A 19,536-nucleotide genomic window follows, 5' to 3' on the forward strand; every position below is an offset into this window, starting at 1 on the left:
CCGCCGGGCGGGCATCGCATCCTCCATGTGAAGGAGCGCCATGAAACCGTCCCTCCGGGCCGTCCTGGCGGTGGTCGTCCTCGCGGCCCCGCTGGCCCTGACCGCCCCCGCGCAGGCGGCCAACACCCTCACCATGCGCGGCGCGGACGTCTCCTCCCTGCAACGCAGTCTGGATCTCGGGGCCCGCTACTACGACGCCTCGGGCGCGCAGGCCGACCCCTACGACATCCTCGCCGCCAAGGGGGTCAACTACCTGCGGCTGCGGATCTGGAACAACCCGGTCAGCGGCTACAACAACAAGGCCAAGGTGCTTCAGCAGGCCAGGACGATCAAGGCCAAGGGCTTCAAGCTGCTGATCGACTTCCACTACTCGGACACCTGGGCCGACCCGGGCAAGCAGTATCCGCCCGCGGCCTGGGCCCACCACTCGTTGAGCCAGTTGCAGAACGACGTCTACAGCTACACCCACGAGGTGTGTACCGCCCTGAAGGCGCAGGGCACCACCCCGGACGCGGTGCAGATCGGCAACGAGATCAACGTGGGCATGTTGTGGCCGGCCGGGCGGGTGGTCAACAACAACTTCGCCCCGCTGGCGAGCCTGCTCAAGCAGGGCTACCGGGCCACGAAGGACTGCAACAGCGGTACCCAGGTGTGGATCCACACCGCGAACGCGGACAGCATGGCCAATGCCCGCTGGTTCTACGACGGCATCCGCGCCCAGGGGGTGATCTGGGATGTCACCGCCCTGTCCTACTACTGCATGTGGCACGGTTCCCTGGCGAACCTGTACAACGTGGTCGCCGACCTGCGATCCCGCTACGGCAAGCCGGTCGTGCTCGCCGAGACCGCGTACCAGTTCACCAGCGCCAACGCCGACCATCAGGGCAACGCGATCCCCGGCACGGTGCTGTGTGACAACATCCCGGCCACCTGGGCCGGGCAGGCGCAACAGTTCAGTTGGGTGCAGAACACCGTACGCAACGCCGGTGGGGTCGGGGTCTTCTACTGGGAACCCACCTGGTACGCGATCCGGGGCAACGGCTGGGATCCGGCGGACATCAACGGCACCGGCAACGGCTGGGACAACATGGCCGTCTTCAACTGGACCGGGCAGGTGAACCCGCACGTGGTCTGGAGTCCCTGACCCGCCCGGTGGGCCCGGCGGGTGACACCGCCGGGCCCACCGGGTAGGACGGCAGCGGCGGTCAGTTGACGCCGAGGAGTTCGGTGATCTGGGTGTAGAAGGGGGCGGGGTCTCCCGACAGGGAGGACTTCACCATCGCGGTCCAGTCGTCGACGATCACCTCGATCGAACCGGCTTCCAGGCCGTCCAGGGACAGTCGGGGGACCTCCCGGGCCTCGATCTTGGGTCCGTCGTAACCGGCCGACATGGTCGTGTCGGCGGCACCGAGCAGGACCCCCTGGACCAGGGTGCCCTGCGGGGCCAGTTCCAGGCGTACCGCGTTGGTCATGTTCCACTCGGCGGCCTTGGCTGCCGAGTAGGAGCCGGTGCCCGGGGCGGCGAACCAGGACAGCGCGGACAGCACGTTCACGATCGCGCCTCCGCCGCCTGCGGCGAGCACCGGGGTGAACTGCCGGATCATCTCAAGGGTGCCCCAGAAGTGGGTGTCCATTTCCCGGCGTACCTCGGTCAGGTCGCCGGTGACCAGCTGGGCGCCGGTGGCGATGCCGGCGTTGTTGACCAGGACAGTGACATCGGTCGCGGTGGCCGCGGCCGCGCGGATGGTGTCGTGGTCGAGCAGGTCGAGTCGCAGCGGCACCACCCGGGGGTCGTCGAAGCTCAGGGTCTCCGGGCGACGGGCGGTGGCGTACACCTTGCGCGCCCCACGCGCCAGCAGTTCGAGTACGAACTGGCGGCCGATGCCCCGGTTGGCGCCGGTGACTAGGGCGATCTGGTCGGCGATGTTCATCGGGATCATTGCTCCCTGCATGGGTCTGCTCCGGTTTCGCGGGGCCGGGTCCGGCCCTGCGTCGACTACCGTAGGAGTTGACGTTGACGTCAAGGGCAAGTCGAAAGGAGACCCGGATGCGCATCGGCGACCTGGCGCGACAGGCGGGGGTCAGCACCCGGGCCCTGCGGTACTACGAGGAGCAGGGCCTGCTGACCTCGGAACGCACCCTCAGTGGCCAGCGCGTCTACCCCGAGTCGGCGGTGGAACGGGTCCGGCTGATCCAGCAGTTCTTCACCGCCGGTCTGCCCAGCCGGACCATCCTGCAACTGATGCCCTACGTCGACACCGGGCAGGGTTCTCCCGAGGTCTTCGAGCTGATGGCCACCGAACGCCAACGCATCACGGCCGCCATCGCCGCCCTGACCGCCGCCCGCGACGCCCTAGACCACATGATCCACATCGCCAACCATCCGACCCCGGAACACTGCCCCGCCCTGCGCGAACCCCCCTGGACCCCGTACAACGCCGAGGCCGAGGCCGTGCCGGTCAGCGGCTGACCCGGGTACGCCCCACGTACCCGGCAGCGTCAGCCACGCTCCGGAACCGGAGTGCGCCCTTCGTCCGTCACCGGCAACTCGCGCGTCGCCCGCAGCGGCGACAGCAGTGCGGGCAGGAAGGCGGCGGTCATCCCGGCCGCCCCGATCCAGAGCACTGCCGGTGCGCCGAGCAGACCACCTAGCAGGCCACCGAGCAGGCCCGCGATCGGCATGCTGCCCCACTGGACGAAGCGGACGGTGGCGCTCATCCGGCCGAGCAGCCGGTCCGGCGTGACGTGTTGCTGCAAACCCACCTGCGCGATCAGTCGGATCACGCCGCCCAGGGAGAGCAGGGCCAGCCCGGCCACGGCTAGCCAGAGCGGCCAGCCGGGCCGGGCCGCCGGCAGCAGGGCGGCGGCCGGTGCCGTACACAGCGGGGCCAGCCAGACGGCCGGGCCGGGACCGATCCGGACGACCACCCGGCGGGCCAGCAGTGCCCCGGCGAACCCGCCGCAGGCCATCACGGACAGCACCAGCCCGATGCCGAAGGACCCCAGACCCAGGTGCCGGGACAGGAACACCAGCAGCATCGTCTGGTAGGTGACGAGGAAGAGGCTGAAGATGCCGTCGGTGAACAGCGTCGGTCGCAGCAGCGGATGACCGAGCACGAACCGCAGCCCTTCCGCGATCTCACGCGCCAGGTGCCGGTCGGCGGCGGCCGGTGGCTTCGGCTCCGGCGTACGGATGCGCAGCAGTCCCAGCGCGGACAGCAGCATTCCGGCGGAACTCGCGACCAAGGTCAGCGGTGCGCCCAGTCCGGCGACCAGCGGCCCGGCCAGGCCGGGGCCGCTGATGCTCACGGCGGAACGGGCTGCGGCGATCTTCGCGTTGCCCTCGACGAGGTGCTCACGGCCGACCAGCGCCGGCAGGTAGCTGGTGTAGCCGACTTCGAACAGCACGGTCAGCAGGCCGTGGGCGAGCGCGACCGCGAACAGCAGCCAGATGGTCAGGGTGTCCGTCCACCAGGCCAGCGGTACGAGCAGCAGCAGCGCCGCTCGCACCAGATCCGTGTTGACCATGACCGGGCGCTTGCGCCAGCGGTCGATCCAGGCCCCGGCCGGCAGCCCGATCAGCAGCGATCCTGCCGTCGTCATCGCGGTCAGGACCCCGACCTCGAACTCGTTCGCGTCGAGCCAGAGGATCGCCACCAGCGGCAGGGCGAGATACACGAACCGGTCGGCGAGTTGCCCGGCCACGGTCGCGCCGAAGAAGCGGCGGAAGTCGGGCTCGCGGAGCAGACCGAGACGAGGCGATCGAGACACGTCCCTCCCCTGTCATCTGGGGGCATTGTCTCGGCTCGATCACCACAGCCCCGACGCCAGATCCTATGCCTTACGCCGGGAGTGTGAATCCCACGGAGATTCCCAGGGCGTCGGTCGCCGTTGGCGTCGGGAGATCCGACGATGCCCGGCAACCGACGCCCTGGGTGTGGTCCTCCGATCAGTAGCTGATCGTCTCCTCGTTGGCCGAGTCGGTCACGATCGCGATTCCGGCGCTGGTGCCGAGCAGTTCGGCGCCGGCACGCAGGAGTCCGACGGCCTGCGGGTAGGACTTGATGCTGCCGGACGCCTTGACCTTGGTCCGGCCGGCGGCACGGTCCACCAGGTAGCCGATGCTGGTCGGGTTGGCGACCTCGATCGCCCCGCTGCTGGCGTTCTTCAGGTACGCGGCACCGGCCTCGATGGACAGTTCGATCGCGGTCTCCCGCTCCGCCTCGGTCAGCAGCGGCAGTTCCAGCATCACCTTGATCGGGACCCCGGAGGCCCGGACCACACCGGCGATGTCCTCACGGAACTCGTCGTACATGCCGCTCTTCAGCCAGCCGATCTGGACTCCGATGTCGATCTGCTGGGCACCGGCGCGCACCAGGCTCTCCGCCTCGAATGCCTTGCCGGCGCTGGTGGTGACCCCGACGGTCGGGAAGTCGAGCGCGGAGGCGACCTGGACGGCGCTGCCGCGCAGCACCTCGGCGACCACCGGCACCCAGGAGCCGGGCACCATCGCGGCGTTGAAGCCGTACTTCAGGGCCTCTTCGGCGTGCTCGATCATGCGGTCCCGGGTGGTGCCCACCTCGATCAGGGTGTGCTGGATGTACGGCGCCAGGGTGGCGGGAGTCAGGTCGGCCGGCAGGTTTGTGGGGGCGGAAGTCATTGCGGGGTCTCCTTCTGCGGACGTGCGGCACCCTGCGGTGGGCGGGTACGCCGACAAACCGCACGGATGGGGTCGAACCGGGAGGGTGGAAGAGGGATGGCCGGAGCGGCAGGTACGCCTGGTCGGGTCAGGACCAGTCGATGAGCACCTTGCCGATGTGCCCGGCGTCCGCCGCGGCCAGCGCTTCGGGGGCCCGCTGGGCGGGGAAGGGATCGGTGATCAGGTGCTGGAGGGCGGGGAGGCTGCGGGCGGCTCGCAGGACCGCCGGGAACTCGGGCTGGGTGAAGACCCAACTGCCGATGACCCGCAGTTCCTTGCGGATCACGTCGACCCCGGGGTCGATCTCCATGCTGTTGTTGGCGCCGAGCAGCACGACCGTGCCGTGCGGCCGGGCCAGCTTCATCACCTGGGTCTGTGCGGCCGGGTTGGCGGAGCATTCGAAGGCGACCTCGGGTCCACGCCCCTCGGTCACGGCCGCGACGGCGGCTACCGGGTCCTGCCCGATCGGGTCGATGAGGGTGGCGGCCCCGAGGGTCTTGGCCAGGTCCCGCCGCCCCTCGATCGGGTCGACGGCGAAGACCTCTGCTCCGGCGGCCGCCGCCAGGGCCACCACGCAGCAGCCCACCGGCCCGAGGCCGAACACGGCCACCCGGTCACCCACCGCTACCCCGGACTTGCGGAAGGCCGAGTAGGCGGTGCCGAAGTTGCAGGCGATCAGGGCCGCCATGGCGTCGCTGACATCCTCGGGTACGGGCAGGACTCCGGTGGCCGGTGCGGTGAGGTATTCCGCGTCCGCTCCGCTGCGGTGGTTGCCCAGGGTGCGCCGGTCGGCGCAGAACATCGGCTCACCGCTGCGGCAGAAGGTGCAGTCGCCGCAGCCCGAGTGCTGGTAGACGATGACCCGGGCGCCTTCGGCCGGTCCGTCGCCACTGGCGGCGGCCCGGGCGATCACTCCCACCGCCTCGTGGCCGGGGACGGTGTGCAGCCGGTGGCCTAGGTCCTGCGCCGACTTGCGGTAGTGCGGCAGGTCGCTGCCGCACACCGCGGACACGGTCACCCGGACCAGCACCTCGTCATCGGCCGGCACCGGGCGCGGCACCTGGCGTACGACCGATTGGCGGTCACCGGTCAGCAGCAACGCCCGCATCGACTGTTCGTCGGCAGGGTGGGCTTCCATTCTCGTGTTCTCCTTGCTTGTGCTCGTCACGCCGCTGCCAGGCCCGACAGGTCGAGGTACCGGCCGTACAGCGCGTCGTAGACAGGGGCGGTGGTGGGGTCGGGCCGGTGGCGTCGACCAGCGGCTAGCAGTGGGCCGGCGGCCTGCGGGAGGTTGTCGTACCGGCCTAGTCCCACCCAGGCCGACATGGCCGCGCCGCGCAGCGGGGCCGCCTGCGGATCACCCGCCGGCACCTCGACGGCCCGGCCGGTGACGTCGGCCAGGATCTGGCAGAACACGGCCGATCGGGCACCGCCGCCGATCGCGGTCAAGGTCGACCCGGCCAGGGCCGGTGGCAGGTGGTGCAGCACGTCCCGGACCTGGAGGGCGATGCCCTCCATGGCGGCCCGGACGACGGCGCCCGGTCCGTGGGCGAAGTCCAGGCCGCTCATCCGGCCGCTCGCCGCCGTCCAGTGCGGGGTACCGACCCCCGCCATGGTCGGTGCGAACAGCAGGCCCCGCGCGCCGGGTTCAACCGCGTCGGCGTCGGCGGACATGCGTTCGTACGCCGCCTCGTCGTCGCCGTAGCGCAGCAGGGTTCGCAGCCAGCGGAGCACCGATCCGCAGGCGGGGATGGTGCCCTCGACGGACACGTGGTCCTCGACGACGTGCGCGGCGCGGACGAAACCCGCGACCTCGGGGGCGTCGCCGACGGCGGCCGGGAAGACCATCGTCGCCGAGGTGCCCAGGTTGACCGTGGCGGCACCGGCCCGCACCCCACCGCCTCCGGCCGCCGAGCACTGCTGGTCGCCGCCGCCGACGTGCACGGGCAGCCGGCGGGGCAGGCCGGTGGTGTCGGCCACCTCGTCGAGAAGTCGACCGGCGACGTCGGTGGCGGCGCGCAGCGCGGGCAGCCGGTCCGCGTCGAGGTCGAAGGCGTCCAGCAGGTCGGTGCTCCAGCGTCCGTCGCTCAGGTCGAGCAGTCCGAACCAGGACGCGCAGCTGCGGTCGACCTGCGGTGGGCCGCCGGCCAGCCGGTGCAGCAGCCACTCCTGGACCCCGACGAAGTACGCGCAGTCCGCGTACGCCTGCGGGGTGTGGTGACGCAGCCAGGCCAGGGTGGCCAGGGCCGGCATGGTGCTCAGCGGCATGCCGGAGATCCGGCTGTAGGTCTGCGCGTCCACCGACCGGCCCATGGCCTCCAGTTCGCTCGCGCCGCGCTGGTCCATCCAGAGCACCAGCGGGGTGACCGGTCGCAGGTCCCGGTCTAGGCCGGCGACGGAGGCCCGCTGGGTGGCCAGGGTGAGCGCGACGATGCGATGCCCGGCCTGTGCGGCGAGGGCCTGGATGTCCCGGAGCAGCCGTACGGTCACCTCCCACATCGCCGGCAGGGACTGCTCGGCGTGGCCCGGCTGGGGGTGGTCGATGACCAGTTCGTGGCTGCGCTGCGCGTGCACCTCGCCCTGATCGTCGACCAGGGCGCAGCGGATGCCGGTGGTGCCGGCGTCCACGACGCACACCAGGTCGGTCATCCCTTCACCGCCCCGAAGCTCATGCCGGTTACCAGCTGCTTCTGGGCTAGGAACAGCACGACGGCGACCGGGAGCACGGCCAGGGTTCCGGCGGCCATCATCGGGCCGACGGCCACCGACTGGAACTGCATGAACCCCAGCATCGCCACCGAGACGGTCTTCGCCTCGCCGCTGGCCAGGGTCAGGGCGAAGACGAACTCGTTCCAGGAGAAGATGAAGTTCAGTACGGCCGCGGCGGCCACCCCGTTGCGGACCATCGGCCAGGCCACGCTCAGGAACTTCCTGGTCTCGGAGCAGCCGTCCAGGTCGGCGGCCTCGAAGACCGCGGCCGGCAGGTCCGCGAAGAAGCTGCGCAGCAGGAAGAAGGTCACCGCCAGGTTGACCACGGTGTGCATGACGGTCAGCGCCCATACGGTGTCGATGCCGCCGAGTTCGCGGAACAGCACGAAGTACGGGATGACCACGACGACCGCCGGGAGCATCCGGGTGGACAGCACCCAGAACTCGAAGTCGGACCGGCCCTTGAACTGCATGCGGGCGCAGGCGTAGGCGGCCGGGGTGGCGGCGGCGATGGCGATCGCGGAGGACACCACCGCGACGAGCACCGACCGCCCGATCGCCCCCATGAACTCGGCGTCGCCGAACAGGTCGGCGAAGTTGAACACGTACAGCGGGGCCAGCCAGTCCGGCGCACCCCCGTGGATGTCGCTGGGGGCGGCGAAGCCGACCCGGATCATGAAGGCGAACGGCAGGATCGACCAGAGGATGAGGGCCCAGATCGCCGCGGTCCGCAGCACCCGGCCTTTTCGTGACTCGTGCACTAGTGCTCCAACCGTTGCAGCGCGGGTGCGGCGAACCGTTTCCCGACGATGAACAGGACGACGAGCAGCAGCAGGCCCAGCGCGGAGGCCTCACCGATGTGCAGGTCGTTGAAGGCGGTCCGGTAGATGCGTACGACAAGGGTCTCCGTCGCCGCTCCCGGCCCTCCCCCGGTGATGATCCAGATGGAGTCGAAGGTGCGGACCGCGTCGATCGCCCGGATCGTGACGACGAAGGCCACCAGTGGTTTGAGCATCGGCAGCGCGATGCGGACCAGCCGTTGCAGGGCGCTGGCGCCGTCGAGGGCGGCGGCTTCGAAGGTCTCGTCCGGCAGGGATTTCAGGCCGGCGAGCATGACCAGGGTGATGAACGGCGCCCACTGCCAGATGTCGACCACCACGAGGGCGAGCACGGCCAGCATGGGTTCCGAGGTCCAGCCCGGGGTGGGTAGCCCGACGGCTGCCAGGGTGGCGTTGATCTGTCCGCCGTCCGGGTTGAGCATCAGCCGCCAGGACAGGTACGCCGCGACCGGGGTGGCGCCGAACGGCAACACCAGCAGGGCCAGGTAGAGGCGGCTGCCGCGCAGGGGTCGCCACAGCAGCGAGGCCGCGAGGGTACCCAGGAGGAACTCGGCTACCACGGCGACCAGGACCATGCCGACGGTGAGCAGCAGTGCCCGGAGCAGGCCCGGTTCCTGGAGGGTGTTGGTGAAGTTGGTCAGCCCGGCGAAGCCCTGCTCGTCGGGGCGGGTCAGGTTGTTGTGCCGCAGCGAGTTGACCAGCACCGACACGAAGGGGTAGACCGTGAACGCCAGCAGCAGCACGGTCATCGGGGCGAGCATGCCGATGAGGAACAGTCTTCTGCTGCGCCTGTCGTCCGGTCTCGGCGTACCACCGGGGGTGCCCGGCGGTGCCGCCGGCGGGGAGCCGGCGGCCTGCCGCGACAGCACAGCTGTTCGGTCTGGGGACATCACAACCTCGTTCGGCGTGGGCGACGCCGGCGGGTAGGGCCGGCGGGACGGCGACTCATCGGCCCGCTCGGGCCATCGCGGCAGCCGCGTCGGCCATGGCACGCTTCGGGTCCTTGCCGTCCACCAGCACCTTGATCAGTTCGAGGGAGAGGGCGTCGGCCTCGGCCGGGAAGGTGGGCCGGGCGTACGGGACCCGGTCCGGCTGCACGGCCTGGAGGTTGGCGACGATCTCGGTCGACATGTCGCCGGGGTAGAAGGAGAGGAAGTCCTCGTTCGACCACACGGACTCGCGGGCCGAGGGGCTGCCCGACTCGGAGCTGACCGCGGTGGCGGTCTCCTTGCTCATCGCCCAGGCGTAGAAGAGGGCGGCCTGCTCCTTCTTGCGGGAGGCCTTGGGGATGCCGGCCATCCAGTACCAGTAGTTCGGGGCGGCCTTGGCGGCGGCGCTGCCGGGCCACCGGGACACCGCGATCTGGTCGGTGTGCTTGCTGCTGTTCTTGTCGAGCACGACCGACAGCAGGCCGCTGGCGTCGGTGTAGAGGGCCGCCCGGCCCTCGTTGACCGTGCCGGTGGCCTCCAGCCAGCTCATGTTGGAGGCACCCTTGGGGCCGTACTTGGTGAGCAGCTGCTGCACGTACAGCTCGGTGGCCGCGACCGCCTCGGGGCTGTCGACCGTCGGGGTGTTGCCGTTGTAGAACTCCCCGCCCTGGGTGAGGAAGAAGTTCGTCCAGGTCCAGACGATGTCCAGACCACGGCGGCCTCGGCCGGCGAAGGGGCGCTCCATGGCGGCGGAGAGTTTGGCGCTCGCGTCGACCAGGCTCTCCTGGGTGGGGAATCCGTTGATGCCGGCCTGGGTCGCGAGGTCCTTGCGGTAGATGACCACCCCGGCCTCGGCGGACAGCGGCAGGGCCATCAGCTCCCCGTTGAGGCTGCTGGCCTTGCGGGCCGGTGCGAAGAAGTCGTTGGTGTCGAACCAGTCGGCGTTGACCAGACCACCGCCGCCGAAGTAGGTGTCCAGCGGCTCCAGCCACCCGGCGTTCATGTACTGCCCGGCCTGCAGGTTGCCCACCATCAGCGCGTCGTACGTGGTGGCGCCGGAGGAGAGGGCCACCAGGGCCTGCTGGTAGTAGCTGTCCTCGGACAGGGTGTTGGCCTTGATCTTCATCCCGGTCAGGGCCTCGAACTCGGAGAACCGCTTGCTGACCGCGGAGGTCCACCAGTGTTCGCAGAGCAGGAGGTTGAGGGTCTCGCCCTTGAAGCGGTCCCATTCCATGCCGGAGGCGCCGAGTGTCTGGGCGCCTGTCGTGGCGCCAGGGGTGCCTGTGTCGCCTTCGCGGGAGGCGCAGGCACCGAGGGCCAGCGCGCCGGTGAAGCCCAGGGCGCCGGTCAGCAAACCCCGGCGGGACAACCTGAAGGAAGCCTCGTTTCGCATGATGTCTCCTGTTGGCAGCACGCATCGACGGCGGTGGAGGACCACCGTCGGGGCGCGTGGGGGTGGGGGATGTGGTGCAGAGTGGGGGCGGTGGGCGGATGCCTACCGTTTGATCCAGGAGGAGATCCGGACGCGGTCTCCGCGTACCCAGACATCGGAGTACTCGACGGCGTCTCCGTTGGACTGGTAGGAAATCTGTTCGAGGTAGAGGACGGGCACGCCCGGGCGCAGCGTCATAGCGTCACTGACCTCGTCGCCGGGGAGAATTGCGGAGAAGGTACGCCGTACGGAGTCGACGGTCACGCCGTAGTCGTGTTCGAGCACTCCGAACAACGACCGGTCCTGCAGGACCTGCGGGGACAGATCCGGGCACAGGACGGTCGGCAGGTAGTTGTCCAGCAGGTAGACCACCTCACCGGCGACCGATCGGGTACGCCGGATGGCCAGCACGCTGAGGTCGTCAGCGGGCAGACCGAGGTGGGCGGCGATGTGGCTCGGTGCCTGGATGACCCGGGCGGACAGCACCTGGGTCTGGTACTCCACGCCCTCCCGGTCCAGGCTCTGCGCCGTGGAGATCAGCTCCTGGGCGAACTCCTGCTCCAGCATCTGCCCCCGTACGAAGGTGCCCTTGCCACGGGTCTGCTTGAGCAGGCCGGCCTCGATCAGGGTCCGGATCGCCCGCCGGACGGTGCCCCGCGAGACGTTCAGCGCGCCCGCCAGCTCCGGCTCCGCCGGCAACTTCAGGTGCTCCGGCCACTCACCCGACTCGATGCGCTGCCGCATCAGCTGCGAGATCTGCTCGTGCAGAGCCTCGGCTTCAGCCGGCGAGACCTCTCGGGTGAGAGCCCTGATCGCTGCGGGGGTGAGTTCCTGAGCCGTGGCCACGCCGCTCCCATCGCTTGTTCACTGATGTCCGCGTTGGTCTGTAGACATCACTGAACATAGGCGGGCGGTCTGGTGATGGTCAAGGGGCTGACCTGGTGAAACTTGGCGCGGCGGTCGGCGGGCATAGGCAAATGCGACCGAACAGGGGCAACGGCCACGGACCACGATCACGCGGTGACGCTGAGTCATGCGCCCCGGGGTGACGGGCCGGGCATCCAGTGCGGCAGGGCGGCCAGCCGGGCGGCCACCAGCTGCGCGAGCTGATGGTGGCCGGGCAGCGCCGCCTCCCGGGCCTGCTCCGCGCGCAGCGCCGTGTGCTCCGGGCCGCCCGGACGGCCACGCTTACGCAGCATCGCCTCCACCATGCTCTGGAGCAGGCCGTGCTCGCGCGGAGTCAGCTCTGCTCCGGCCACCCGTCGCTCCAGCGCGGTGCGCAGCACACCGATGCTGCCCTTGCGGTGGCGATGCTTGCGGCAGCGCGGATACGCGGCGGCGAGGTGCCGGTAGCGGGCCAGCAGCTGGGCGGCTCGCGGCAGCCAACCCTCCGGCGTCACCGCGCCGACCCGGCCGTCGACGACGGTCTCGCACCACAACGTCGACAACTCGTCCCGGCAGGCCCCACCGCCGCGCCCGGTCGGCCTCGTCCGGGCGCAGCGCGCCGCCGGCGGCCGGCATTCCGGTCGCGAAGCCGCCGTGGAGCAGCTCCGGCGTCACCCACACCGGCAGGCCCCGCATCGGGGTACGCGGACCGATGTCCAGCGTTCCTGCAGCCATCCCGTCCACGACCTGCTGCCAGCGGCGTACCCGCTGCTCCGCCCGCTGCCGGGCGGCCGGATCCTCATGCGTCCCGGCGGTGGTCAGGGCACGCGCCAACTGGCCCAGGGGAAAGCTCACGCCGACGCAGAACGCCATAATTGTTGCCTCGCCCCCTGGCCGCCATGTCCATGGAAGACGCCGCGCCCACGATGACCACGCAGCACTCCTGCGGCGTACCGGAAGCTGATCCCCATCGAGTGGGATTTTGCACTCCCAGTGCACTTGTCTCACGGCCGGTGTCTGCCTAGCGTCACCTCATGGCTGACTCGTGGACCTTCGCCGTGGCCCGTGCCGACCTCGCTGACACCACTCTCGTCGACAACTCCGTGCCCGCGCTGGCCGACGGGGAGGCGCTGCTGCGGGTGGACCGGGTAGGGCTGACCGCCAACAACGTGACCTACGCGGTGCTCGGCGAGGCGATGCGCTACTGGGAGTTCTTCCCACCCGAGGCCCGAGGGCTGGACCGTCGGTGGGGGCTGCCGCCGTTGTGGGGCTTCGCCGAGGTGACCGCCTCCACCGTGGCCGGGGTCGAGCCGGGCCAACGGGTCTACGGCTACCTCCCGCCCGCCGGCCATCTGGTGGTACGCCCGCAGCGGGTGGACGCCACCGGGTTCCGGGACGCCAGCGGCCACCGGGCCGACCTGCCCTCGCCGTACAACGCGTACCGGTCGACCACCGGGGACCCCGCCTACCGGGCCGAGCAGGAAGACCTGCTGATCCTGTTCCGGCCGCTGTTCTTCACCTCCTTCATGCTCGCCGACCAGATCATCGACAACGACCACTACGGCGCGCAGTCGCTGGTGCTGTCCTCGGCGTCGAGCAAGACGGCGTACGCTGCCGCCTTCGAACTGCACGGTCGCGGACCGCGCCTGATCGGCCTGACCTCGCCGGGCAATGTCGCCTTCACCCGGTCACTCGGCTGCTACGACACCGTGCTCAGCTACGACGACATCGACACCCTCGACCCGGTGACCACCGTCTACCTGGACCTGTCCGGTTCACCCGCCACCCGGGCCGCCCTGCGCAGCCATCTCGGCGACCGGCTGATCCGGGACATCGCCGTCGGGCTCACCCAACAGACCCCCAACGCCGACGCGGCCGGGGAGGTCTTCTTCGCCCCGGTGCAGATGCGCAAACGCAGCCGCGACTGGGGGCGCGACGGCCTGGACGCACGGTTCACCGATGCCTGGCAGCGCTTCGTCCCGGTGCTCAACGATCGGCTCGACGTGCAGGTCGGCAACGGTCCCGAGGCGCTGCGGCACGCCTGGCTGGACGTCCTCGCAGGCCGCACGCCGCCACGGGTGGGTCACGTCGTCCAACTCTGACCAGCTGTCCGGCGGCCCGGACCTCGTCCAGCCAGCCGCCAGGCGGTGAGGCGACCACCCCGACACCACCCGCGACTGCCGATGACGAATGATCATCAGCGTGTCGCATCGGTCACGGTAGGTAGGGTGTGGTGGTGGCTGGCAATCGGGTCGGGGGCCGAGGGCGGCGCATTGCCTGGGGTGCAGGGCTTCTGATCCTGGGTGTGGTGCTTTACCTGCTGGCCCGATCCTTGCACGACAATGACGTGCTGGAGGGGCTCGACAAGGTCTTCAGCATCATCGGAGGCATGTCCGGCCTCCTCGGGCTGGCCTTGACGGTCCGGGCGGTGCGGTCCGCCGATGGCCCTGCCGGCACTCGTGACGGGCAGGCGGATTCGTCGGGGTTGGACGGACTCGCCACCGCAGTGGAGCAGGTGTGGCGTCCAGAGCTGCACCGTCGCCGGCTGGCCAATCCGCATCCCCTGCCCGTCGCCTGGACCACGATCGGCCCGCCGATCGCCGACCACTGGAGCAACATTCGCAGTGACGGCGACCCCACGCCGCTGAACCTTGACGATTGCCTCGATCTGCGTAGCCCCGACGCTCTGCACCAGGTCCTGACGGACGAGCAGCTGCGCGGCCGGGTCATCCTGCTCGGTGAACCAGGCGCGGGCAAGACCACCCTGTTGTTGCGCGAGGCCCTGCGCCTCCTTCGGGCCCGCACCCCGGAAGACCGGGTGCCGGTGTTGTTGCGCCTGCCCACCTGGAACCCGGACGAGCAGACCCTCGAACAGTGGATCACCGCCCAACTTGCGACCGAGTACGGCCACCGCAGCCCCATCACCACCAGCCAACTACTGCCGCTGCTCGACGGCCTCGACGAAATGCCCGCTCCGCGCCGAGCACGCGCCGTCCAAGCCATCAACAACACATTCGACCCCGACCAACCACTCGTGCTGACCAGCCGCACCACCGAGTACCTCGACACCCTCACCGGACTGCCCGGCACCACGATGGCCGCCGCCGCGGTACTGGAACTCACCACCATCGCCGCGGACGTGGCGTGTGCATACCTGCAGCGGACCACCAACCGCCCCGGCGACTGGGAAGCAGCATTCGACCGCGACACCGACGGACGGCTGGCCTCGGCCCTCAATGCACCCCTGTGGGTCGACCTCGCCCGCCTCACCCACACCGACCCCCACCAGCCCGACAATCAGCCCGGCAGACTCCTCGACCTGCCCGACACCACCACCATCCGCACCCATCTCCTCGACCGGCTGATTCCTGCCGCCTACCCCGATCCTCCCGAGCCAGACCCCACAGGCCACACCTGGCACCGTGCAGACGCCGACCGGTACCTCCGCAACCTCGCCCACCACATGCACCGCCGCAACACTCACGACCTAGCCTGGTGGGAACTCGTCCACACCCTTCCCCGCCCCATACGGCTCGCGTTCGGGCCCGCGTTCGGGCTCACACTCGGATCGGCGATCGGGCTCGCATTCGGGCTCCCGCTCGGGGTCGCGCTCGGGCACCGGCTCGGGCTCCTGCTCGGGCTGATACTTGGACTCGCGAGCGGGATCGCGTTCCTCGCCGAAGGCGGGTTCACATTCGGGCTTGCGTTCGGGAACATGACTCCATCTCGACGGCAGATAATCTGGCGATGGTCGAGCCGGTCGTTCCTGCGTCGGAACGGATCCGGGCTCGTGGCCATACCCGTGGTGGGGCTGGTGGGCTGGCTCGTGGTAGGGCTCTCGGGCGCATTCGTGGCGGCGCTCGTGTTAGTACTCATAGTTCTGCTCGCCCACGAAGCCAGTACGTCTCTCAACGGCGGCGACGCCGAAATCACCGCCTCTGATCCGCTCACACTCCTGCGCAACGACCGGCGTCGAGCGCTGGCAAACGCGCTCGCGTACGGGCTGGCGTGCGGGCTCACCTTCGGGATCGCGTTCGGGATCGCCGTGGGGCTCCTGGTGGGGCTCACGCTTGGGCTCACCGTCGGGCTCATGCTCGGGCTCACCGTCGGGCTCACCTTCGGCCTCTCGGTCGGGTTCGTGACGGCCTCATGGGGGCCGTTTCAATACGCGCGGCTGTGGTGGTGCATGCGGAAAGAGCTGCCCTGGCCGCTCATGGCATTCCTTGCCGATGCCCATCGGCGAGGAGTGCTGCGCCAGGCCGGCGGCGTCTACCAGTTCAGACACAGCCTGCTGCGCGACCGGCTCATCTGACACGACCACAGGACGCGCGGATCTACTGCCGCCTATCGCGCGCTATCAACTGTCACGACAGTCGGATGGAGCGGGTGCCGATTTCGTCGACCTGCTCTGGCGTGGTCAGGTCCAGGCCTGTTCGAGGGCCAGGGCCAGTCGCCTGGTCCACTGCTCGGCGGTGCCCGGGATACCGGGGTACTCGTCGGTGAAGTTGGTCCAGCGAGGCGGGTGCGGCCAGCATCGGCTCGTCGACACCGGGCAGGGTCAGCATCTCCGGTGGGAGCGGAAGTCGTTCGCCGGCCGCCAGATCGGCGACCGCTGTGCTGGGCAGCAGCAGTTTGACGTGATGCTCGAAGTACCGGCCACTCGGCTCGGCTGTCGCCTGCTCGTCCGACTGCGGTACGCCGACGCACCATGGCGCCGCCTCGATCTTCGAGCGGCATGGGTGAACGCCCGCCGCGCGCAGTTCGCGTTCCCAACGCTGCACCGCGGCCTGCTGCTCGGTCAGGGTGCCTGCGGGAGTTGGACAGTTCGCCGGGCGCGGAGTCTGGCGGCTGGCGGGTCGCGTCAGGCGGAAACGGTCCGTGCGGTTGAATTCAGGGCGTCGCCGTGTGTCCTGGGAGCGCCGTCGTGAGTCCATATGATCAGCTTGCTGGCCTTGACCTGCCGACCCTTCAGGTGTTGGAGGCGGCTCTGGCGCTGGGTGGCCTGGTCACCGAGGCGGAGGTGTCGGCGTTGGTCGGCGCCGACGCGACGCCGTACCTGCAGCGTGCCGCCGATGCGGGGCTTGTCGCGCGGCTACGGGGCCGGCTCACGGTGAACGGCGTACTGCGAGAGGTCTTCGCCCGTCCGCTGGGTGTCGGCCCGGCCGCTGGTCAGCTCGCCACTATGTTGAACGCCGAGGATCTGAAGGTCGTGGCACGCAACCTGGGGCTGCCGACGAAGGGCCGCAAGGCGGACCTGCTGGAGGCGGTGGCGGAGTTCTTCCTCGACACGGACAACGTGCACGCTCTGGTCAAGCGGATGCCCGGCGCGACGCGGACGGTGTTGGAGGAGGCTGACCGGGACGGTGGGCAGATCCGCCGCTACGGCGGCAGCAGCATCGCACACCGGAGTCGGTATCAGAACCGCTATCGGCAGGTGCATCCGCTGGACTGGGCCGAGGAGCACGGGCTGGTCTACCGCGTGACCTGGGAGGAGTATCAGCTGGCGGGGCAGGTCGCGCTCGCGGTGCGCGGAGTGGACTATCGGGCTCCGTTCCAGCCGCAGGAGCCGCCGGTTGCCTGGCACACGCCGGATGCCCCGGCAGTACGCCGCGACGCACAGGCCCAGGGCATTGCCGTGGTCGGGCTGTTGTCGACGCTGTTGGACGGGGCTGGACGTGAGCCGCTGGCTACGGTCAAGGCCGGCGGCGTGGGCGCGCGCGAGCTGACCCGGACGGCGAAGACCCTGGGCGTGACGGTGCCGACCGTGCGGCTGCTCCTGGCCGTCGCCCATGAGGCCAGGCTGGCCGACCTCGACGATCGCGTGATCCCGACGGCCGCGTACGACCGTTGGCTCAAGCTCGGCCTGAACCAACGGCTCGCGGTGATGCTGAAGGCATGGCGCGAGCTGGACTATCTGCCGTCGTCGCAGACTGGCCCGTGGGTTCCGGAGCACCGCCACAGCTGGTCTGCGCAAGCCCGGATGGCCGCGCTGCGGGCGTTGGGTGACCGGGCCACGACGGACCTCGAGCAGACGACGCAATGGATGTGGTGGCGGCAGCCGCTGACCTTCGGCGGCACCGCGACCGTACGCGGCCTGCTGGACGAGGCCGCAACCCTGGGTATCCTCGGTGCGGGCGCGATCAGCCCGGCCGGGCAGGCACTGCTGGCCGACACGGACATTGCCAAGGCAGTCGGCGACCTGGGTGAGGTCGTTCGTACCGCCCGGTTGCAGGCCGACCTGACCGCGGTCGTGGCGGGAACACCGAGCCCAGAGCTAGCAGAACTCCTCGGTGCGACCGCCGTCGTCGAGTCCCGCGGCGTAGCCACGACCTGGCGCTTCAGCCCGGCTACGGTACGCGGCGCGTACGACGCAGGCTGGACCGAGCAGCGTCTGACCAGAGCCCTGACGAAGATCGCCGAAGGCGGACTGCCGCAGCCGCTGGTCTACCTGCTCGCCGATGTCGCCCGCCAACACGGGTCGGTACGGGTCGCGCCCGCCGCCAGCACCCTGGTCAGCGACGACACCGCGCTGCTGGCCCAGATCTGCGCCGACAAACGGCTGGACAAGCTCAACCTGCGTCTGCTCGCCCCCACCGTGCTGGCCAGCCAAGCCACCACAGCCGACACGATGGCCGCCCTACGCAAAGCCGGCTACGCGCCCCGCCAGCAGAACGCCGACGGCCGCGACGTCATCGAGAAGACCCGCCGCCACCGCGCCTGACGAGCTGGTCAGCGCAGGTGGCTTGCCACCTTTTCCCGGAGTGCGGGCAGCTTCGGGTAGAAGGCGTTGCCGGGGCATTCGGTGGCCATCCAGTCCCGGTGTCCGGAGATGGTGTTGACCGCCAGTTGGGTGCCGCTGACCGGGTTGACGAAGGTGGTCGCGGCCAGTGGGTCGAGCCGCTGTACGGCGGTGTTCCCACTGCTTGACGAAGCCAAGCCGCTCGTACCAGCGGGCGGAGGCGTCGGCATCGGCGACCCGCAAGACAGGCGCGAGATGTTCATCCATCGGTTCAGTATCGATGCCCGCCCACCAGGATCGCCGCATACCCGATCCGCCATCACTCGGGATCCCACGACCACACGCCCGACGACGTTGCCCTCGTTAGCGAGAACGGGACGGGCCGGGCCCACATGCCGCGTCGCCAGGTGCGCTGAGTCCGCCGACCCGAGCATCGATCGAAACGCTACCGGTTACTTCCCGAAACTACCGGTTGAAAAGCCGGTAACTTTCTGCCAGCCTGATAGCCACCAATCGATGTGATCGCTAACACGGTCCTCGGCCCCTGGAGGCGCCTCACGGCTGACGCGGCTCACCCGTTCGCCCGGCGACACGTCCACCACCTGCAGTTCCACGCCGCACCACATCGGGCAGACGCATCGGGCGCATTCACCGCCACCTTTGACCTGCTAGTCAGGTGATCAGTGCCGACCGCCTCCCCGGTAGCCCGGCGAGGTGGGTGGGCTCATTTGTGGGGCGCCGCCACCGCAGCCGCCCCTATCCGCGACAGAGGCTCTCATCCCATCAGTGGAGGATCTGCATGATCTCCCGGAACCGTCCCTCCGGGCGTCGACTTCGAACGCTCTCCCTCTCCGGAACAGCCGCGATAGTTGCGGTGCTCGTCGTGTCGATGCTGCCCAACCTCGCCCACGCCGCCGAGTCCACCCTGGCCGCGGCCGCCGGCCAGTCCGGCCGGTACTTCGGCGTCGCCGTGGCAGCGCACAAGCTCAACGATGGCGTCTACACCGGAATCCTCAACCGTGAGTTCAACTCGGTCACGGCTGAGAACGAGATGAAGATCGACGCCCTGGAGCCGCAGCAGAACAACTTCACGTTCGGCAACGCTGACCGGATCGTCAACCACGCCCTCTCCCGGGGCTGGAAGGTGCGGGGTCACACCCTGGCCTGGCACTCCCAGCAGCCCGCCTGGATGGAGCGGATGGAAGGGCAGGCCCTGCGCTCGGCCATGCTCAACCACGTCACCCAGGTGGCCACCTACTACCGCGGGAAGATCGACTCGTGGGACGTGGTGAACGAGGCGTTCG

Annotated in this window: 18 protein-coding genes; 6 read left to right on the plus strand and 12 right to left on the minus strand. The window is 69.8% G+C overall.

All coding sequences use genetic code 11. From position 1 onward, the window contains the following. The first annotated feature begins 40 nt into the window (after window positions 1–40). Window positions 41–1,144 carry a glycosyl hydrolase 53 family protein gene (locus ABZ795_RS25935; RefSeq protein ID WP_357532243.1) on the plus strand — a complete coding sequence of 368 codons (1,104 nt, stop codon included), beginning with the start codon at window positions 41–43 and terminating at the stop codon, window positions 1,142–1,144. 61 nt (window positions 1,145–1,205) lie between these two features. Here ABZ795_RS25935 and ABZ795_RS25940 read toward each other — a convergent pair whose 3' ends face one another. Beyond that, the gene (locus ABZ795_RS25940; RefSeq protein WP_357532244.1) at window positions 1,206–1,931 is read right to left on the minus strand and encodes an SDR family oxidoreductase; all 726 of its coding nucleotides are present in this window, start codon (window positions 1,929–1,931) and stop codon (window positions 1,206–1,208) included. A gap of 116 nt (window positions 1,932–2,047) precedes the next feature. Here ABZ795_RS25940 and ABZ795_RS25945 point away from each other — a divergent pair, with 116 nt between their 5' ends. Further along, window positions 2,048–2,470 carry a MerR family transcriptional regulator gene (locus tag ABZ795_RS25945; RefSeq protein WP_357532245.1) on the plus strand — a complete coding sequence of 141 codons (423 nt, stop codon included), beginning with the start codon at window positions 2,048–2,050 and terminating at the stop codon, window positions 2,468–2,470. A 29-nt stretch (window positions 2,471–2,499) separates the two neighbouring features. Here the strand turns inward: ABZ795_RS25945 and ABZ795_RS25950 are convergent, their stop codons facing one another. The 9 genes from ABZ795_RS25950 to ABZ795_RS25990 form a co-directional block, all read right to left on the minus strand. After that, window positions 2,500–3,771, minus strand: a complete 1,272-nt coding sequence (locus ABZ795_RS25950; protein ID WP_357532246.1) for an MFS transporter — start codon at window positions 3,769–3,771, stop codon at window positions 2,500–2,502. A gap of 178 nt (window positions 3,772–3,949) precedes the next feature. After that, window positions 3,950–4,660, minus strand: coding sequence for a deoxyribose-phosphate aldolase (deoC, locus tag ABZ795_RS25955; protein WP_357532247.1), 711 nt, complete (start codon window positions 4,658–4,660; stop codon window positions 3,950–3,952). Window positions 4,661–4,787: 127 nt separating this feature from the next. Next, window positions 4,788–5,837 (minus strand): zinc-binding dehydrogenase, encoded by a 1,050-nt coding sequence (locus ABZ795_RS25960; protein WP_357532248.1) that lies wholly within the window; start codon window positions 5,835–5,837, stop codon window positions 4,788–4,790. Between the two features lie 26 nt (window positions 5,838–5,863). Further along, window positions 5,864–7,348, minus strand: coding sequence for an FGGY family carbohydrate kinase (locus ABZ795_RS25965; RefSeq protein ID WP_357532249.1), 1,485 nt, complete (start codon window positions 7,346–7,348; stop codon window positions 5,864–5,866). Then, window positions 7,345–8,145 (minus strand): carbohydrate ABC transporter permease, encoded by an 801-nt coding sequence (locus tag ABZ795_RS25970; protein ID WP_357532250.1) that lies wholly within the window; start codon window positions 8,143–8,145, stop codon window positions 7,345–7,347. The genes ABZ795_RS25965 and ABZ795_RS25970 overlap by 4 nt, the downstream gene beginning before the upstream one ends. Window positions 8,146–8,168: 23 nt before the next feature. Further along, window positions 8,169–9,137 (minus strand): sugar ABC transporter permease, encoded by a 969-nt coding sequence (locus tag ABZ795_RS25975; RefSeq protein WP_357532251.1) that lies wholly within the window; start codon window positions 9,135–9,137, stop codon window positions 8,169–8,171. A gap of 55 nt (window positions 9,138–9,192) precedes the next feature. After that, window positions 9,193–10,569 carry an extracellular solute-binding protein gene (locus ABZ795_RS25980; RefSeq protein WP_357532252.1) on the minus strand — a complete coding sequence of 459 codons (1,377 nt, stop codon included), beginning with the start codon at window positions 10,567–10,569 and terminating at the stop codon, window positions 9,193–9,195. Between the two features lie 102 nt (window positions 10,570–10,671). After that, complete coding sequence (locus ABZ795_RS25985) at window positions 10,672–11,454, minus strand: GntR family transcriptional regulator (RefSeq protein ID WP_357532253.1); 783 nt, start codon at window positions 11,452–11,454, stop codon at window positions 10,672–10,674. 185 nt (window positions 11,455–11,639) lie between these two features. Next, a complete protein-coding gene (locus ABZ795_RS25990; RefSeq protein ID WP_357532254.1) occupies window positions 11,640–12,056 on the minus strand; it encodes a hypothetical protein in 417 nt (138 codons plus the stop codon). Between the two features lie 471 nt (window positions 12,057–12,527). Here ABZ795_RS25990 and ABZ795_RS25995 point away from each other — a divergent pair, with 471 nt between their 5' ends. After that, complete coding sequence (locus ABZ795_RS25995) at window positions 12,528–13,595, plus strand: DUF2855 family protein (RefSeq protein WP_357532255.1); 1,068 nt, start codon at window positions 12,528–12,530, stop codon at window positions 13,593–13,595. 206 nt (window positions 13,596–13,801) lie between these two features. After that, window positions 13,802–15,805 carry an NACHT domain-containing protein gene (locus tag ABZ795_RS26000; RefSeq protein ID WP_357532256.1) on the plus strand — a complete coding sequence of 668 codons (2,004 nt, stop codon included), beginning with the start codon at window positions 13,802–13,804 and terminating at the stop codon, window positions 15,803–15,805. 52 nt (window positions 15,806–15,857) lie between these two features. On the opposite strand, the gene ABZ795_RS26005 is transcribed toward ABZ795_RS26000, so the two are convergent. Beyond that, on the minus strand, window positions 15,858–16,274 hold the full coding sequence (locus tag ABZ795_RS26005; RefSeq protein ID WP_357532257.1) for a hypothetical protein: 417 nt from the start codon (window positions 16,272–16,274) through the stop codon (window positions 15,858–15,860). Window positions 16,275–16,513: 239 nt separating this feature from the next. Between ABZ795_RS26005 and ABZ795_RS26010 the strand changes: the two genes are divergently transcribed. Next, window positions 16,514–18,214, plus strand: coding sequence for a helicase-associated domain-containing protein (locus ABZ795_RS26010; RefSeq protein WP_357532260.1), 1,701 nt, complete (start codon window positions 16,514–16,516; stop codon window positions 18,212–18,214). 8 nt (window positions 18,215–18,222) lie between these two features. On the opposite strand, the gene ABZ795_RS26015 is transcribed toward ABZ795_RS26010, so the two are convergent. Then, window positions 18,223–18,429, minus strand: coding sequence for a hypothetical protein (locus ABZ795_RS26015; protein ID WP_357532258.1), 207 nt, complete (start codon window positions 18,427–18,429; stop codon window positions 18,223–18,225). 602 nt (window positions 18,430–19,031) lie between these two features. Between ABZ795_RS26015 and ABZ795_RS26020 the strand changes: the two genes are divergently transcribed. Beyond that, window positions 19,032–19,536: endo-1,4-beta-xylanase (locus tag ABZ795_RS26020; protein ID WP_357532259.1), on the plus strand; the 505-nt coding region annotated here is incomplete at its 3' end.

The organism is Micromonospora sp. NPDC047134 (genome assembly GCF_040643455.1).
Lineage (GTDB): Bacteria > Actinomycetota > Actinomycetes > Mycobacteriales > Micromonosporaceae > Micromonospora.

Excerpts from the sequence above, each read along its gene's own strand:
- ABZ795_RS25995 (WP_357532255.1), top strand. The coding sequence starts at position 12,528 with ATGGCTGACTCGTGGACCTTCGCCGTGGCCCGTGCCGACCTCGCTGAC.
- ABZ795_RS25945 (WP_357532245.1), top strand. The coding sequence starts at position 2,048 with ATGCGCATCGGCGACCTGGCGCGACAGGCGGGGGTCAGCACCCGGGCC.
- ABZ795_RS25960 (WP_357532248.1), bottom strand. The coding sequence starts at position 5,837 with ATGGAAGCCCACCCTGCCGACGAACAGTCGATGCGGGCGTTGCTGCTG.
- ABZ795_RS25940 (WP_357532244.1), bottom strand. The coding sequence starts at position 1,931 with ATGAACATCGCCGACCAGATCGCCCTAGTCACCGGCGCCAACCGGGGC.
- ABZ795_RS25935 (WP_357532243.1), top strand. The coding sequence starts at position 41 with ATGAAACCGTCCCTCCGGGCCGTCCTGGCGGTGGTCGTCCTCGCGGCC.
- ABZ795_RS25980 (WP_357532252.1), bottom strand. The coding sequence starts at position 10,569 with ATGCGAAACGAGGCTTCCTTCAGGTTGTCCCGCCGGGGTTTGCTGACC.
- ABZ795_RS25975 (WP_357532251.1), bottom strand. The coding sequence starts at position 9,137 with ATGTCCCCAGACCGAACAGCTGTGCTGTCGCGGCAGGCCGCCGGCTCC.
- ABZ795_RS25965 (WP_357532249.1), bottom strand. The coding sequence starts at position 7,348 with ATGACCGACCTGGTGTGCGTCGTGGACGCCGGCACCACCGGCATCCGC.
- deoC (WP_357532247.1), bottom strand. The coding sequence starts at position 4,660 with ATGACTTCCGCCCCCACAAACCTGCCGGCCGACCTGACTCCCGCCACC.